General features: G+C 70.1%; 14 protein-coding genes. 6 read left to right on the top strand and 8 right to left on the bottom strand.

Annotation, left to right across the window (positions count from 1 at the left end; genetic code table 11):
• Positions 1–60 precede the first annotated feature (60 nt).
• Entirely contained in the window at positions 61–1,512 is a 1,452-nt protein-coding gene (locus ACAM42_RS26420; RefSeq protein ID WP_369629906.1) for a PLP-dependent aminotransferase family protein, read from the top strand.
• Positions 1,509–2,246 (top strand): TetR family transcriptional regulator C-terminal domain-containing protein, encoded by a 738-nt coding sequence (locus ACAM42_RS26415; protein ID WP_139702566.1) that lies wholly within the window; start codon positions 1,509–1,511, stop codon positions 2,244–2,246. The genes ACAM42_RS26420 and ACAM42_RS26415 overlap by 4 nt, the downstream gene beginning before the upstream one ends.
• On the opposite strand, the gene ACAM42_RS26410 is transcribed toward ACAM42_RS26415, so the two are convergent.
• Together ACAM42_RS26410 and ACAM42_RS26405 are read right to left on the bottom strand one after the other, a co-directional pair.
• A complete protein-coding gene (locus ACAM42_RS26410; protein ID WP_369629905.1) occupies positions 2,243–3,568 on the bottom strand; it encodes a PhzF family phenazine biosynthesis isomerase in 1,326 nt (441 codons plus the stop codon). The two genes, ACAM42_RS26415 and ACAM42_RS26410, sit on opposite strands and share 4 nt — an antisense overlap.
• Before the next feature lie 2 nt (positions 3,569–3,570).
• A complete protein-coding gene (locus tag ACAM42_RS26405; protein ID WP_369629904.1) occupies positions 3,571–4,557 on the bottom strand; it encodes a Bug family tripartite tricarboxylate transporter substrate binding protein in 987 nt (328 codons plus the stop codon).
• A gap of 102 nt (positions 4,558–4,659) precedes the next feature.
• On the opposite strand from ACAM42_RS26405, the gene ACAM42_RS26400 reads away from it, so the two are divergent.
• Positions 4,660–5,490, top strand: coding sequence for a helix-turn-helix domain-containing protein (locus tag ACAM42_RS26400; protein WP_185993656.1), 831 nt, complete (start codon positions 4,660–4,662; stop codon positions 5,488–5,490).
• A gap of 9 nt (positions 5,491–5,499) precedes the next feature.
• Here the strand turns inward: ACAM42_RS26400 and ACAM42_RS26395 are convergent, their stop codons facing one another.
• Both ACAM42_RS26395 and ACAM42_RS26390 read right to left on the bottom strand, forming a co-directional pair.
• On the bottom strand, positions 5,500–6,198 hold the full coding sequence (locus ACAM42_RS26395) for a response regulator (RefSeq protein WP_095948738.1): 699 nt from the start codon (positions 6,196–6,198) through the stop codon (positions 5,500–5,502).
• Positions 6,195–7,778, bottom strand: a complete 1,584-nt coding sequence (locus ACAM42_RS26390) for an ATP-binding protein (RefSeq protein ID WP_369629903.1) — start codon at positions 7,776–7,778, stop codon at positions 6,195–6,197. Before ACAM42_RS26390 ends, ACAM42_RS26395 begins: the two co-directional genes overlap by 4 nt.
• 157 nt (positions 7,779–7,935) lie before the next feature.
• On the opposite strand from ACAM42_RS26390, the gene ACAM42_RS26385 reads away from it, so the two are divergent.
• Genes ACAM42_RS26385 through ACAM42_RS26375 form a run of 3 tightly spaced genes read left to right on the top strand, consistent with a single transcriptional unit; the run spans position 7,936 to position 9,298 of the window.
• Complete coding sequence (locus ACAM42_RS26385) at positions 7,936–8,208, top strand: hypothetical protein (RefSeq protein ID WP_369629902.1); 273 nt, start codon at positions 7,936–7,938, stop codon at positions 8,206–8,208.
• Entirely contained in the window at positions 8,198–8,998 is an 801-nt protein-coding gene (locus ACAM42_RS26380) for an intradiol ring-cleavage dioxygenase (protein ID WP_369629901.1), read from the top strand. The genes ACAM42_RS26385 and ACAM42_RS26380 overlap by 11 nt, the downstream gene beginning before the upstream one ends.
• A 12-nt stretch (positions 8,999–9,010) precedes the next feature.
• Positions 9,011–9,298, top strand: coding sequence for a hypothetical protein (locus ACAM42_RS26375; RefSeq protein ID WP_369629900.1), 288 nt, complete (start codon positions 9,011–9,013; stop codon positions 9,296–9,298).
• On the opposite strand, the gene ACAM42_RS26370 is transcribed toward ACAM42_RS26375, so the two are convergent.
• The 4 genes from ACAM42_RS26370 to ACAM42_RS26355 all read right to left on the bottom strand — a co-directional run bounded on the left by ACAM42_RS26370 (position 9,273) and on the right by ACAM42_RS26355 (position 15,117).
• Positions 9,273–9,956 (bottom strand): response regulator, encoded by a 684-nt coding sequence (locus ACAM42_RS26370; protein WP_369629899.1) that lies wholly within the window; start codon positions 9,954–9,956, stop codon positions 9,273–9,275. The two genes, ACAM42_RS26375 and ACAM42_RS26370, sit on opposite strands and share 26 nt — an antisense overlap.
• 16 nt (positions 9,957–9,972) lie before the next feature.
• Positions 9,973–12,378: an outer membrane protein assembly factor BamA gene (bamA, locus tag ACAM42_RS26365; protein ID WP_369629898.1), complete on the bottom strand. Its 2,406-nt coding sequence runs from the start codon at positions 12,376–12,378 to the stop codon at positions 9,973–9,975.
• 75 nt (positions 12,379–12,453) lie between these two features.
• Complete coding sequence (locus tag ACAM42_RS26360) at positions 12,454–13,110, bottom strand: nuclease-related domain-containing protein (RefSeq protein ID WP_070062123.1); 657 nt, start codon at positions 13,108–13,110, stop codon at positions 12,454–12,456.
• A gap of 345 nt (positions 13,111–13,455) precedes the next feature.
• Positions 13,456–15,117, bottom strand: a complete 1,662-nt coding sequence (locus tag ACAM42_RS26355) for a Na/Pi cotransporter family protein (RefSeq protein WP_062480901.1) — start codon at positions 15,115–15,117, stop codon at positions 13,456–13,458.
• Positions 15,118–15,138 lie beyond the last annotated feature (21 nt).

Raw genomic sequence — 15,138 nt, 5'->3', positions numbered from 1 at the left:
AGTTGCCCAGGGCAAACCCTGTCCAGACAGGCCGCATGCGTTTCTCAAGGAGACCCGGTGATGCAGAGTTCAAGCAACGCGTCGGCGCTGCGCCAGCCGGCGCCCGCCGGTGCCGGTTGGATGCAGGGCCTGATGGGCGACATGGACGAGGCCGCGCCCGGCCTCGGGCTGGCGCAGCGCCTCGTGGTGGGTGTTGAGCTGCGCGTCATCGACGGGCGCCTGGCGCCAGGCACCAAGATGCCTTCGGTGCGCGCGCTGGCCGGCAAGCTGGGCATCAGCACCTTCACCGTCACCGAGTCGTACAGCGCGTTGCGCGCGCGCTCGGTGCTGGCCTCGCGGCCGGGCAGCGGTTACTACGTGCTGCACCGGCCTTCTCGCATTGCATCCGACGACGCCGATGCGGTGCCGCGCATGACCGACACCGCCACGGCCCACGACCGCCCGCCACCCGCCGAATACCGGGGCGATGACCTGGTGCGCGAAGCCATGCGCCGCGTGGCCCGCTCGGCCCCCGAATGGGACAGCGGCACGCGACATGGTTTCGGCCTGCCGCGCCTGCGCGAACTGATCGCCGCGCGCCATCGCGCCGAATTGCCCGCGCTGGGCCCGCAGCAGGTCATGACGGCAGCGGGCAGCCTGGGCGCCACGATGTGTTTGCTGCAGGCCTGGACCGAACCCGGCGACGCGGTGCTGGTCGAGTCGCCCGCACCGCGCCAGCTGCGCAGCCTGATCCGCACGCTGGGCCGTCGCATGCTCGAAGTGCCACGGCGCGGCGGCTGCCTCGACATCGCCGCGCTCGACAGCCATGCCGCGATGTTGCCTGCGGCAAGCCGCCAGCGCCTGCTGTTCCTGTCGACGGCAGTTTCCAATCCGCTGGGCGTGTGCATGAGCCCGCAGGGCGCGCACCAGGCGCTGCAGGCGGCCGAGCGGCACGACCTGCGCGTGATCGAGCTCGACACCTGGCGCGGGCTGTCGCCGCTGCAGGCACCCAGCCTTGCCGCGATGGACGGGCTGCAGCGCGTGGCGCAGGTCGGTGGCGTGTCGACCACGCTCTCGGCCAAGCTGCGGCTTGCACATGTGCTGCTGCCGCAGCATTGGGTCGAGGATGCGGCCTTGCGCTGCCTGCACACCACGCTCGGCCCGAGCGAGTTCGAGGAGCGCGTGGCCTGCGAGGTGCTGGCCGATGCCGGCTATCCGCGCTTCCTGCAGAAGCTCAACACCGCGCTGAAGATCGCCGGTGAGCGCACGCTGTCGCTGCTGACCGGCGCGGGCCTGCAGGCGCTGTGCGTGCCCGACGGCGGCCCCTTTCTCTGCGCGGGTTGGCCGCCCGGCTGTGAGCCTCGTCCATCGAGCGATGCGGTGCTGCAGGAGGCGCGCAAGCAGGGCTTGCCGCTCGCGGCCGCGACCGATTTCGGCGACATGCCGCAGCCCTTTGCCTGGTACCGCTTCAACGTCGCGCACTGCGGCGACGAGCGACTGGTGCGCTTCCTGGCGCGGATGAAGAACCCATGAGCGCTGCGCCACCCCTGCGAACTGCGGCGCGTCCTCCCGCCGTGAAGCGCCAGGCCCGCCGCCAGAACCTCGAGAGCGCCATCCTCGCGGTGGCGCAGGAGCGATTCGCGCTGCACGGCTACGGCGGCGTGTCGGTCGACGACATCGCGGCCGACGCGGGCATCTCCAAGCAGAGCCTGCTGTACTACTTCCCCTCGAAGAAGGCGCTGTACAGCCGCGTGTTCAACGACGTGCTCGACTCGTGGCTGTCGAACCTCAACAGCCTGGCCGACGCCGACCTCGACCCGCATGCCGCGCTGGAGCGCTACGTCACGCAGAAGCTGCAGTTCTCGTACGACCACCCTTCGGGCTCGCGGCTGTTCGCGCAGGAAATCATTTCGCAGGCGCCGCAATGCGCCGACGACATCGAGGCCAAGCTGGTGCCGGCCTTCCGCGCCGAAGCGGCCGTGCTGAACCGCTGGATGGCCAATGGCGACGTGGCGCCGCTGCCCGTGCCGCACCTGCTGTTCACGCTGTGGGCCATGACGCAGACCTACGCCGACTTCGCCTGGCAGATGCGCATGCTGCTCGGCAAGCAGGCGCTGGAGCCGGCGGATTTCGACCTGGCCCGCGAGACCATTCTGCGGATGCTCGAAGGCGCGCTGGGGCTGAAGCGGCCCGCCACCTCGGCGGTGGTGACGAGCGGGCACGCTGCGCTGCCTCCCGTGGAAAAAGCCGGGAAGGAGCGGGCCTAGTCGCGCGTCTCGAGCACCATCGACACCTCGACCACGCCGCCGCGAGGCAGCGAGGCGATGCCCACCGTGGTGCGAACCGGTAGGGCGGCATCGGGGAAGATCTGTTGCAGGGCCGCCGAGGCCGCGTCCATCACCTGGGCGTGGTCCTTGAAGTCGCCGCAAGTCTGGAGGTAGCCGTTCAGTGCCACGACGCGAACGACGCGCGAGAGGCTGCCGAGCTCGTCTTGTGCCGCGCGCAGCAGGGCGCCGACAGCCGCCACTGCGGCCCGCTGGCCGCGTGCCACATCGTCGGGGCCTTCGAGCCGGCCTGTGATCACCTGGCCGTTCTCGCGCGCCACCACGCCGCTCGTGTGCAGCAGACTGCCGGCCCTCGCGAATGTGGCGTAAGTACCCGATGGCTTGGCCCGCGCCACTTCAGGTGGGCACAGCCGGTCGAGCAAGAAATCTTCGGGTTGCGCATCGCAGGCCTCGCCGCCGACCCAGCAACCTTCCTGCGTGTTCGCATCCCATGGCAATCCCACGTGGATCGCGGAAGGTGAACCCATTGCTTCTCCCTGCCGCACGGTCACCGACAGCGCCTCGTGGCCGACCAGCCCGAGGTGGCGCAGGCCCCAGGCCAGCGCGGCGGCGGCGATGCCCGTGGCGGCGTCTTCCGGGTAGCCGGAAGATTTCGGAAATTGCCGTGCGCTGACCGTGTCGGTTTCGTCCCGTGACATGGCATAGGGATACAGCCCGGTGGACCCGAGACGTTCGCACAGCGATTCGACGCGTGCGAAGTCGACGCGCAAGGCGTGCAGCTGCGCGGTGTCGGCCAGGCGAACCAGCGTCTTGACCCGGCTGGTGGCGGCGTTGAGCACCGGCCCCACGATCTGCCCGACCTCGATGCCCAGGCACTGCGCGATGTCTTCGACCAGCCGCTGTTGCGTCACCTCTTCCACCGTGGCGCGCGGCTGGCTGACCTGCACCGTGCCATCGACGCGCCGGCCCGTGACGGTGCCGCTGAGCGTTTCGATCGCGACGGGCGCACCGTCCCATTCGCCGCGCCGGTGCAGCAGCCACAGCGCGCCGACCGTGGCGTGGCCGCACATTTCCATCTCGTGCTTGGGCACGAAGTAGCGCATGCGCAGCCGGTGCGCCGGTGTGGTCGGCTTCAGCACGAAGACGGACTCATGGCCGCTGAGCCGGGTGTGCTCCTGCATCTGTGCGGTGGAGAGCGCGTCGGCATCGAGCCAGACGGGCGCGGGGTTGCCGCCGACGGATGGATCGGGGCCGACGAACACGCGGATGTTCCGGCAACCGGGCGCAGAAAAAATCGCAGTCATCGTCAATCAGCCCTCGCGTTGACCGAGCGCGCAATACCGCCCCAGAGCTTGATGTCGCCGCGGATGTGCTCCTCGAACACCTCGGGCCGCACGTTCCACGGCGTCACGCCCTTGGCCAGCATGTCGGCGCGCAGGGCCGGGTCTTTCATCGCGGTGTCGAGTGCGGCGCGCAGGCGCTGCACCACCGGCTGCGGCGTGGCGGCCGGTGCCATCAGGCCGTACCAGAGCTGCGGCTTGAAGTCCTTGATGCCGGCTGCCTCGAAAGTCGGTAGGTCGGCGAAACCCGCCGACGGTTCACTGATGGCCAGCGCCCGCATGCGGCCGCCGCGCACCTGCGCGAGCAGCGCGGGCGGGTTGTCGAACAGCGCCTGGATCTGGCCTGCCATCAGGTCGGCCTGCGCGGGCGCGGCACCGCGGTAGGGCACGTGCGTCATCTCGATGCCGGTGCGCTGCTTGAACAGTTCGCCCGCCAGGTGGCTCAGGCTGCCGTTGCCGATGCTGCCGTAGTTGAGCGCCTGCGGGTTGGCCTTGGCGTAGCCGACGAAGTCCTTCACCGTGCGCGCCGCCAGCGCGGGCGTGACCACCAGCACGAAAGGCGTGGTGCCGATGGTGCCGATCGGCACCAGGTCCTTGAGGGGGTCGTACGGGAGCTTGGGGTACACCGCATCGGCCGAGGCGATGGTGGTCGTGGTGCTGGCCACCAGCGTGTAGCCGTCGGGGTTCGCCTTCGCGCCGAAGCCGGTGCCCACGGTGCCGCCCGCGCCCGAGCGGTTGTCGATGATGACCGACACACCGAGCGCAGCCTGCAGCCGCAGCTGCACCGAACGGAAGATCACGTCCGTTCCGCCGCCGGCGGGGAAGGGTACGATGATGGTGATCGGCTTCACCGGGTAGGCCGGATCGGAGGCCGGCCACGAGGCGGTCGGCCCGTACAGGGCACCGGCGGCGGCCAGGCCCAGGAGCGCGCGGCGCAGAGGTTGAGTAGTCATGGGGTCTTCTTGCAGGAGTGGTCCTTCCGATTCTGTGGAGCGCGCGCCAACGCGTGCGCCCGATTGCGACATGCGCGGCTTCGAATGCGACAAGGAACGGCCATGCCACTGACTTCCAGCCATCCGCCGCCCCGCCAATCGCTGTTCGTCGAACGGCTGTCTCACCAGGCGACGATGGTCGCCAACACCCGCGACCACTACGCCACCGACGCGCACGTGCACGATTGCGACATGCTGTTCGTGCCCATCGCAGGCCGCTTCAGCGTGGGCGATGCGCAGGGCGAGGCGCAGCGCCTCGGGCCCGGCCACTTCGTCTGGTTCGCGGCGGGCAGCGCGCATTCGACGACCACGCTCACCGCCGGCCAGAGCCATGTCGCGGTCTACGTCGATCCGGCGCTGTGGGCCACGGCCTTGCAGGCGCAGGGCGTCGTGCGGCCCCCGCAAGGCATGCGCGCGGGCAGCGCCGCGCTGGGCGCCTTGTCGCAGCGGATGTTCGAATCGACCCGTGCCGGCGACAGCGAGAACTACGTGCTGTGCGGCGCGCTCGTGATGGAGGCCGCGCGCCTGAGCGCCAACCTGTTGTCGGAGGGCGACGCCTCGCCGGCGTTGTGGGTGGCCGAGCTGCTGGCCGAAACGATGCTGCGCGATCTGGCGCAACCCCTGTCGCTCGACGCCTTTGCCCAGCAGCACCGGCTGTCGCGCCGGCAGGTGGAGCGGATCTTTCGCGCGAAGCACGGCATCTCGCCGCTGGAGTTCCTGCAGCGCCAGCGCATCGAGCGGGCCGTGTACCTGCTGCAGACCACGCGGGACTCGGTGCTGTCCATCGCGCTGCAGGTCGGCTGGGAGTCGGCGTCCTATCTTTCGCGGATGCTGGAGAAGACCTGGGCGAAGACGGCGACGCAAATTCGCGCGGCAGCCCCTCGACAGAACTAGCCTGGCCGTTCAGGCCGGCGGCGGCGCTTCCCACGCGAAGCCCACGCCATACACCGACCGAATCCAGTCGTGCGCGGGCGTCACCGCGCCGAGCTTGCGGCGCAGGTTCTTCACGTGGCTGTCGATGGCGCGCTCGGTCACGTCCACCGTGTCGTCGTAGGCCAGCTCCAGCAGCCGGGCGCGCGAGAAGATGCGGCCCGGGTGCCGCGACAGCACCTGCAGCAGCCCGAACTCGCGGCGCGTGAGGTTCAGCGGCGTGCCGTCGAGCGAGGCGCGCCAGTGCACGTCGTCGAGCACGAGCCCCGGTGCATCGCCAGGCGCGCCCTGCGCGGCCACGGCCGGTGCCGGCGCGGTGCGGCGCAGCACGGCGCGCACGCGCGCCACCAGCTCGCGCGGCGAGAAGGGCTTGCACACGTAGTCGTCGGCGCCCAGCTCCAGTCCGAGCAGGCGGTCGACCTCCTCGATGCGCGCGGTGAGCATGATGATCGGATGGGCGGTGTGCTCCCGCGCGCGGCGCAGCACCTCGATGCCATCGAGGCGCGGCAGCATGATGTCGAGCAGCGTGAGGTCGGGCGGCGCAGCGACGATGCGTTCGAGCGCGCTCTGCCCATCGGCGAAGTGCTCGGTGTCGTAGCCGGCGTGGCGCAGGTAGTCCTGCACCACGGAGGCGATGTCGAGTTCGTCCTCGACGATCACGATGCGTGTCATGCGGAGGCCGCCAGGGGAAGGGTGATCGTCATGCGCAGGCCGCCCAGCGGCGAGGGCGCCGCCTCGATGCTGCCGCCGTGCGCCTCGAGGGTCGCGCGGCAGATCGACAGGCCCAGGCCCGAGCCGCCCAGCGCGCGGCTGCGCGAGGTCTCGCCGCGGAACAGGCGGTCGAAGAGGCGCGGAATCTCTTCCTCGGGCACGCCCGGTGCGCTGTCGTCGAACACCAGCGTGAGGCAATTGCCGGTCCAGGCGCCTTCGACGGTCACGCCGATGCGCAACTGGCCGCCGGCGTCGGTGTAGGCCAGCGTGTTCTCCAGCAGGTTCATGAAGACCTGGTGCAGCCGGTGCGCGTCGCCGTCGATCACCGGCTGGGCCGAGGCGGCGATGCGGTCGAGGGCGTCGCGGTCGAGCGCGATGCCGCGCTGCGCGAAGCGGTCGCGCGTGTGGTCGAGCGCCTCCTTCAGCAGCGACAGCGGGTACACCGGCGCCTTCAGCAGGTCGCTCTGGGGCTCGCGCATGCTGCTGCGCAGGTCGTCGACCAGCTGGCCGAGGCGGATCACCTGCCGGTGCATGCGCAGCGCGGTGCGTTCGTCGAAGCTGCGCACGCCGTCCTGCAGCGCCTCGATCTCCGCGCGCATGGCGGCCAGCGGCGTGCGCAGCTCGTGCGCTGCATCGGCCAGCCAGGCGCGGCGCGAGGCCTCGGCCGTGTCCAGGCGCTGCGCCATGTCGTTGAAGGTCTTGCCCAGCAGCGCGAGTTCGTCCGAGCCGTGGACCGCGACGCGCGTCGAGAGCCGTCCGCGCGCCACGTCCTGCGCGGCCTGCGTGAGCGCGTCGATCGGCTGGAACCAGCGGCGCGCCAGCAGCCACGACAGCACGAGGGCGAAGGCCAGGCCGCACAGCCCGGTGAGCGCGATCACGCCGGACTGCCGGGCGAGGAAGGCGCGGTCGGCCTCGCTCTCCAGGCCCTGCATCGGCGCGAGCGCGAGGTAGCCGACGACGGTGCGCCCGTGGCGGATCGGCCGGCGTGCGGCGTTCTCCGGGTCGATGGTCGCGCCGACCACGAGCGCGCCGTGCGCGTCGAGCACGGCGAGGCGGCGGAAGATCGAGTCGGGCGGGCCGGCCAGGCCGGGGAAGAAGCCCGGGGGCGGCATCAGGAAGCGGCGGGGCAGCAGGTCGAGCTGCGGCGGCGTGGGCGAGGCGGTGGGCGAGAGCCCGCTGGACGGTTCTGCCTGCGGCGCGCCGTCGCCCTGTGTGCCGGGCGCGCGGCGCTCGTACCAGGGCGGCAGCCGCCGGTCGTCGGGCGCGGCGGCGCCGTCGATCACCATCGCCGACTGGCCCAGCTGCAGGCGGTGCCAGGCGTCGTCGTTGTCGCGCAGTTTCTTCCAGTCGCCGTTGGCGGTGTAGTGCTTCAGCAGGAGCTGCGAGAGCCAGTCCATGCGGCGAATCTCGATCTCGGCCACGTAGGCGCCCAGGCCGCGTTGCAGCGCGACGATCGAGAAGCCCACGAAGCTCAGCAGCAGCACGATCAGCAGGGCGGCCAGGGCCAGGAAGATCTTGCGGGAGAGGGTCAGGCGCGGCATGGGCTCGGCGGCGGGGGCATGGCCGCATTCTGCGGCATGCGTTTCGGGGGCGGGGATGGCATGGGCAAGCCGCCGATCATGGCGCCCGATTGGGGAGGAATCTGGGAGACGCGTCCTTGCGTGCCTCTCCCACATTTCTCCCGATTCGGATCGCACGATGCCCGTCATGACACCGGACACGCACCGCGCCCCTTCCACCTCCGCCTTCCGCGCACTGGCCGCCGCCGCGCTCGCCTGGGCCCCGCCGGGGCACGCCGCGCCGCCGTCCACGCCCCCGGGCGACACCGACATCGACCTGCTGCTGTTCCTGCTGGCGGCGCTGTTCTGGGGCGTCGCGCATGTGTGGACGCTGCTCGTGGTCTGGGCCGAGGCGCGGGCCTCCGGCGTGCAAGCGCCTGCCAGAAAGCAGGAGGCTGCTCATGGCCGGTGAAGCGATCGGGCGCCGGGGCCTGCTGGCCGCGATCGGTGCGGCGGGCCTGGGCGCGTCCACACCCGGGGCTGCCGCAGCGCAGAAGCTTCCGCTGACCGCCCAGACCACCGAGGGCCCGTACTACCTGGACCTCGCGAACTTCCGCACCGACCTGACCGACGGCCGCGAGGGCGTGCCGCTCGATGTGCGCCTGCGCGTGCTCGATGCCGCCGGGCGGCCATTGCGCGGCCTGCGCACCGACCTGTGGCACTGCGACGCGCAGGGCAACTACTCGGGCTTCGGCGGGCAGGGCGACGACCGCACGCGCGGCTTCGAAGGCCAGGCCTTCCTGCGCGGCAGCCAGCGCACCGACCGCGACGGCCAGGCCACGTTCGCCACGCTCTACCCGGGCTGGTACGCGGGGCGCACCACGCACATCCACGTCAAGGTGCACCACCGCGAGCGCGCCGTGCTCACGACGCAGTTCTTCCTGCCCGATGCGCTCAGCGAGTTCCTCTACACGCAGGTCTCCAGCTACCAGCGCGCGCGGCTGCGCGACACGCTCAACAGCGCCGACGGCATCGCATTGCGGGCCGGTGACACGGTGCTGGGCGCGGTGCGCGAGGAGGGCCGGCGCTACGTCGCGCTGCTCACGCTGGTGGTCGACCCCGCCGCGCGCCCGGTGACCGAGCGCCCGCCGCCGCCCGGCAGCGGCCCCATGCCGGCGGGCGGCGTGCGGCCGATGCGGCCGCGCACGCCCGAGGGCCTCGCCCGCATCCGCGCGCTGGTGCCGCCGCGCACGGAAGGCTGAGCGGTGTTGCGCATGCCGCTCCCGTCCGCTGCATCTGCCGATTGGCGGATGACGCCGCGCGCCGCGATGCGCGCGCTGGCCCACGCCTGCGCGGGCGGCCTGGCCTTGTGCAGCCTGGCGCTGGGCATCGGCGTCGCAGCACGCGGCGCCTGCGCGGAGGCCCGGCAGGCCGAGGCGCGCAACTCGCGCCTGGCGACGCTGGCGCCGATCATGCAAAGGGGCAGCGAAGGCCGCGGGCCGCGCGGCCACGGCGCATGCAAGGCCAGGCCCGCCCTCAGCCCGGCCGCTGCGCGAAGCTGAACCCCACGCCGTAGACCGAGCGGATCCAGCCGTGCGAAGGCGACACGGCCGCGAGCTTGCGCCGCAGGTTCTTGATGTGCCCGTCGACCGCGCGCTCGTTCACGTCCAGCACCTCGGGGAACGCCGCTTCGAGCAGCCTGGCGCGCGTGAACACGCGGCCCGGTTCGCGCGACAGCGCGCGCAGCAACAGCAGCTCGCGGCGCGTGAGCGCCAGGGCCCGGCCCTCCAGCCAGGCATGGCCCAGCGCGCTGTCGAAGGCCACGGCCGGCGAGGCCATGCCCACGCTCAGGTCGGGCGGCGTGCGCCGGCGCAGCACCGTGTGCACGCGCGCCACCACCTCGCGCGGCGAGAAGGGCTTGCAGACATAGTCGTCGGCGCCCAGGTCGAAGCCACGCAGCCGGTCGGCCTCGAGCGCGCGCGCCGTCAGCACGATGATCGGGTGGTCGCTGCGCGCGCGCACCTGCGCGATCACCTGCAGCCCGTCGATGCGCGGCAGCACCACGTCGAGCAGCGTGAGCGCCGGCGGCGCGTGCAGGATGCGCTCGAGCGCGGCGGCGCCGTCGCCCAGCTGCTCCACCTCGTGGCCCGCGTGTTGCAGCGGGCCCAGCAGCAGCGACGCGATCTCGCGTCCGTCTTCCACCAGCAGGATGCGGCTCATGGGCGTGCGGGCCGGTTCAGAAGGACGTGCCGATCTGGAACTGGAAGCGCTGCGTGCGGTCGGCCGCGATGCCGTTGGCCGTGTCCTCCTTCTGGTAGACGATGGGCACCGCATACGCCAGGCGCAGCGGGCCCAGCGGCGAGATCCAGCTGATGCCCAGGCCGGCCGACGCGCGCAGGCGGTTCTGCGCCTTCCATTGTGCGTCGGTCATGCTGGCCGTGCGTTCGGCGAACACGTTGCCCGCATCGAAGAAGGTGTACAGGCGCAGCGACTTGTCGTTGCCCGCGCCGGGGAAGGGCGTGGTCAGCTCCATGTTGAAGATCGCCTTGCGCGTGCCGCCCAGCGAACCGCCGGTGACCGCGTCGGTCGGGCCCAGCGAGTTCTGCTCGAAGCCGCGGATCGAGCCTAGCCCGCCCGCGTAGAAGTTCTTGAAGATCGGGAAGCTGCTGCCGCCCAGCGCCTTCGCGTAGCCGAGCTGGCCGTTGAAGGCCAGCGTGTACTGCTTGGACAGCGGCACGTACTGCTGGTACTGGTAGTTGGTCTTCAGGTAGCGCAGTTCGCTGCCCACGCCCAGCTCGAGGTTGGCGCTCTGCAGGCGCCCGCGCGTGGGCACCAGCGCGCTGTCGCGGTCGTCGCGCGACCAGCCCACGGTCGCCGGGATGCCCACCACGTTCCTGCCCGCGCACACCACGCTCGGCGCGGTGCCGGTGCACTGGAAGTAGTCGAGGTAGGCCTGCGGCGTGGCCGTGTAGACATACGAGCCGTTGACCAGCGTGTACGAACCGTTGGTGCCTGGCGTGAACGAATAACGTTCGACGCCGATGCCCAGGTACACCGTGTCCAGCTCGTTCACCGGCAGCCCGAAGCGCACCGAGCCGCCGTCGCTCGCGAGCTTGTAGTTGCCGTCGGCCTCGTAGTAGGGCCGCGTGGTGGTGTGGAACAGGTTGAAGGTGCGCGAGATGCCGTCCTTCGTGAAGTACGGGTCGGTGGCCGTGAGCGACACCGAGCGGTTGTACGAGCTGGTGTTGACCTGCAACCCCAGGTAGTTGCCCGAGCCGAACACGTTCTCCTGCGTGATGCCGAAGCTCAGCGAGATCTTGTCGGTCGACGAGTAGCCCGCGCCGAGTTGCAGCGAGCCGGTGGGCTTCTCGGCCACGGTGACGTTCAGGTCGACCTGGTCGTTGCTGCCCGGCACTTCGGCGGTCTCGACGTTCACCTCGGTGAAGAAGCCCAGGCGGTCCACACGGTCGCGCGACAGCTTGATCTTCGTGCCGTCGTACCAGGCGCCTTCGTACTGGCGGAACTCGCGCCGGATCACCTCGTCGCGCGTGCGCGCATTGCCGCCGATGTTCAGCCGCCGCACATAGGCGCGCCGCCCGGGCTCGGCGTTCAGCACCATCACGACGCGGCGCTGCGCGCGGTCGATCTCGGGCTCCGCCTTCACGCGCGCAAAGGCGTAGCCGAAGGTGCCGAAGTGGTCGGCGAAGGCCTTGGTGGTGGCCGCCACGTCCTCGCCGTTGTAGGGCGCGCCGGGGCGCACGGTGACGAGCGACTTGAACTCGTCCTCGCGCCCCAGGTAGTTGCCCGCCAGCTTCACGCCGGCCACCGCGAACTTCTCGCCCTCGCTGATGTTCACCGTGAGCTCCAGCGTCTGCCGGTCCGCCGAGATCGCGACCTGCGTCGACTCGATGCGGAACTCGAGGTAGCCGCGCGTCAGGTAGAACGAACGCAGCGTTTCCAGGTCGGCGTCGAACTTGCTGCGCGCGTACTGGTTCGACTTCGTGTACCAGGCCAGCCAGCCGCCGCTGTCCTGGTCGAACAGGTCGAGCAGCGTGCGTTCGTCGAAAGCCTGCTGGCCCACCACGCGCACCCGCGTGATGCGCGCCGGCTCGCCCTCCGTCACGCTGAACGTCAGGTTGACGCGGTTGCGCTCCAGCGGCGTGACGGTCGTGACCACCTGCGCGTTGTAGAGGCTGCGGCCGATGTACTGGCGCTTGAGCTCCTGCTGTGCGCGGTCGGCCAGCGCCTTGTCGTACGGCCGGCCTTCGGCCAGCCCGATGTCGCGCAGCGCCTTCTGCAGCGCCGCCTTGTCGAACTCCTTGGTGCCCGCGAAGTCGACATCGGCCACGGTGGGGCGTTCTTCGACGATGACCACGAGCACCTGGCCATTGACGTCGATGCGCACGTCCTTGAACAGCCCCAGGTCGAACAACGCGCGGATCGCCGCGCTGCCGCGGTCGTCGCTGTACGTGTCGCCGGCCTTCAGGCCGAGGGTCGCGAACACCGTGCCCGCTTCGACGCGCTGCAGGCCTTCGAGACGGATCTCCTGCACGGTGAACGGGTCGGCGGCCTGTGCCGGGCAGGCTGCCATCGCGAGGCACAACGCAGCAAGGGCCGCGAGGGACTTGGGAAGAATCGTCATCACCGCATGGTCTTCACCAATGTCGGAGGAATGTGGGACGCCCTCCCGCGCGCAGGGCCGGTTGGTGAGCAGTCGTTACTGCAACCCCATCGCGTTCACCGCCGGCCACGCCACCGCAGGCCGTTCAATGCGTTCGCGGCAGTTCTGCGCATGCGTCTCCAGCGACAGGTCGCCCTGGATCTCCAGCAGCCGCTGCACCGTGCGATCGACCGCCTGCGCGTCCAGCAGCGGGTACGTGCGCGCCGTGCGCCCGTTGTTGCGCACCAGGCGTGCGATGTACGGCAGGTCTTGCTGCGTGATCACGGCAGCCGGCATCACGCCCTCCAGCTCCACGCCTTCGCACGGCAGCAGCACGAAGTACTGCAGCCGCAGGTCGTCGGGCAGCAGGCTGCGCAACTGCGTCGTCTTGCGCCCGCCCTGCCAGGCCGGGTCTTTCACCTCGCGCGCCCGCGTGCAGCCATGCAACCGCAGGAACCAGCGCGGCGGCGCCTCGTCGGACTTCTTGCGGTAGACGAACGCATTGCGCCAGGCCTTGATCTCGAACAGGTAGACGCCCGTCTCGCACACGATCACCGCATCGATGCGCGCCGTGGGCACCGCGCAACCGGAGGGCATCGGGATGATGAGGTTGCGAAGAATGCGCAGATGCGAAAACGCCGGGCTGAACGCGGTGGCGAGTTGCTGCACCCCGAGCGACGCGGCGACCGCGCTTTGCGGCAGAACAATGGTCATGTCGAACTCCTTCGGAGCCCCGAGCATTGCCGGCCTTTTAGGAGACTTCTGGTAAACGAGGCAGAGCCTTGCGGTGTTCCCAGGCCGAGCGAAGCAAAGGCCTGTGAGGTTCCCCACCCCTTCTGTATGCGCCGAGGAGCGGAGCGTTTCGCGGATCAGGGCTCGCCCTTGTTTGAGCGAAGCGAGTTTGGGCGAGACCCCGCGAAACGTGAGCACCGCAGGTTGCCCGCAGCGAAGCGGAGGGACGCAGACAGCAGGGTCGCCTTTCTTTGCTTACTTTCTTTGGCGAAGCAAAGAAAGTGAGTCGCCCGCCGGGGCGAGACCCGGCCTCAGCCCCCCAAACGACTAACCCTCGATCTTCCCCAACCGAGACTCCCGCAGCCGGCTAGGCGCCAACGCCCCCGCCGACTCCAGAATCGGATAAGCAATCGAACAGATATGCGAATTGATCCGCTTCAAATCACTGATCAGATCGATGTGCAGAGAACTCGTCTCGATGCTCAAAGTAGTCCGATCCGACAACCGATCCAGATGGGTTGTTGCATAGGCCCGCTCCAGATCCCGAAACCGCGCCTTCTCTTCCAGCAGCTTCTGCGCGTCACGAACATTGCCGTTCAAGAACACGCTCATGCTCAACCGCAGGTTGGCAACCAGCCGCTGGTGCAACTCGACGATTTCCGCCATCCCCGCTTCCGAGAAGTTGCGCTGCGGCTTGATCTTCTTGTCCTCGATATCGATGATCACCCGCTCGATGATGTCCCCGATCTGCTCCATGTTGATCGTGAAGCTGATGATGTCCGTCCACCGCCGGCTTTCCTCTTCGCCCAGCGCCTCGCGCGAGATGCGCGTCATGTAGTACTTGATCGCCGAGTACAGCTCGTCCACCGTGTCATCGAGTTGCCGCAGCTCCTGCGCCAGCCGCAGGTCGTTGTTGCGGATCACGTCGAGCGTGCCGATCAGCATCGTCTCCACGATGTCCGCCTGGTGCAGCGCCTCGCGCGCCGCGTTCGAAATGGCGAGCGAAGGCGTCGACAGCGCCGAAGGATCGAGGTGATGCGGCCGGCTCGTGCCCACGGGCTGCGGCGGCACGGGCAGCATGCGCGTCACCAGCTTGGCGACCCACTGCGTGAGACCGATGAAGCCGACGCTGATCACGATGTTGAAGGCCAGGTGGAACAGCACCACGCCGTGCGTCTGGTTCGGCAGCTGGGGCTGCACGTAGCGCACCCACAGCCCCACGAACGGCGTGACCAGCGCCACGCCCAGCGCCTTGAACAGCAGGTTGCCCACCGTCACCTGCCGCACCGACACGGCAGAGCGCGCCGTGGTCAGCACCGCCAGCAGGCCGCTGCCGAGGTTGGCGCCGAGCACCAGGCCCAGCGCCACGTCGAGCGGCACCACGTTCGAACTCGCCATGGCCGCCACCAGCAGCACCACCGCCAGGCTCGAGTACGCCACGATGGCCAGCGCGGCACCCAGGGTGATCTCCAGCAGCACATCGCTGGTGATGGACGCCAGCAGCGCCCGCACGGCCGGCGACGAGAACAGCGGCTCGGTGGCCGCGACCACCAGCTGCAGCGCCAGCAGCATCAGCCCCAGCCCGATCAGCACCCGCCCCACGCGCCCCGCCACGGTGGCCGAGCGCGTGATGAACAGCACCACCCCCACGAAGATGAACATCGGCGAGAGCCAAGAGAGGTCGGCCGAGAACAGTACCGAGATCAGCGCCGTGCCCACGTCGGCGCCCCGCATCACCGCCAGCGCGGCCGGCAGCGTGACCAGGCCCTGCCCGACGAACGAGGAGGTCATGAGCGAGGTGGCCGTGCTCGACTGCACGAGCGCCGTCACGCCGATGCCCGAGAGCGCAGCCGTGAAGCGGTTGCGCATGCTCTGCACGAGGATCTTGCGCAGGTTGGCGCCGAAGACGCGCAGCACGCCGGTGCGCACGAGGTGCGTGCCCCACACCAGCAGGGCGACGGCCGCAAGCAGATTCAGAAGGTGCTTCATGGAGGGCGGGGTCTGACCTTT

Origin of the sequence: Variovorax sp. V35, assembly GCF_041154465.1 — a bacterium.
GTDB lineage: Bacteria > Pseudomonadota > Gammaproteobacteria > Burkholderiales > Burkholderiaceae_C > Variovorax > Variovorax boronicumulans.
The sequence above is the reverse complement of the archived record's forward strand: the minus strand, read 5'-3'. Positions and strand labels throughout refer to the sequence as shown.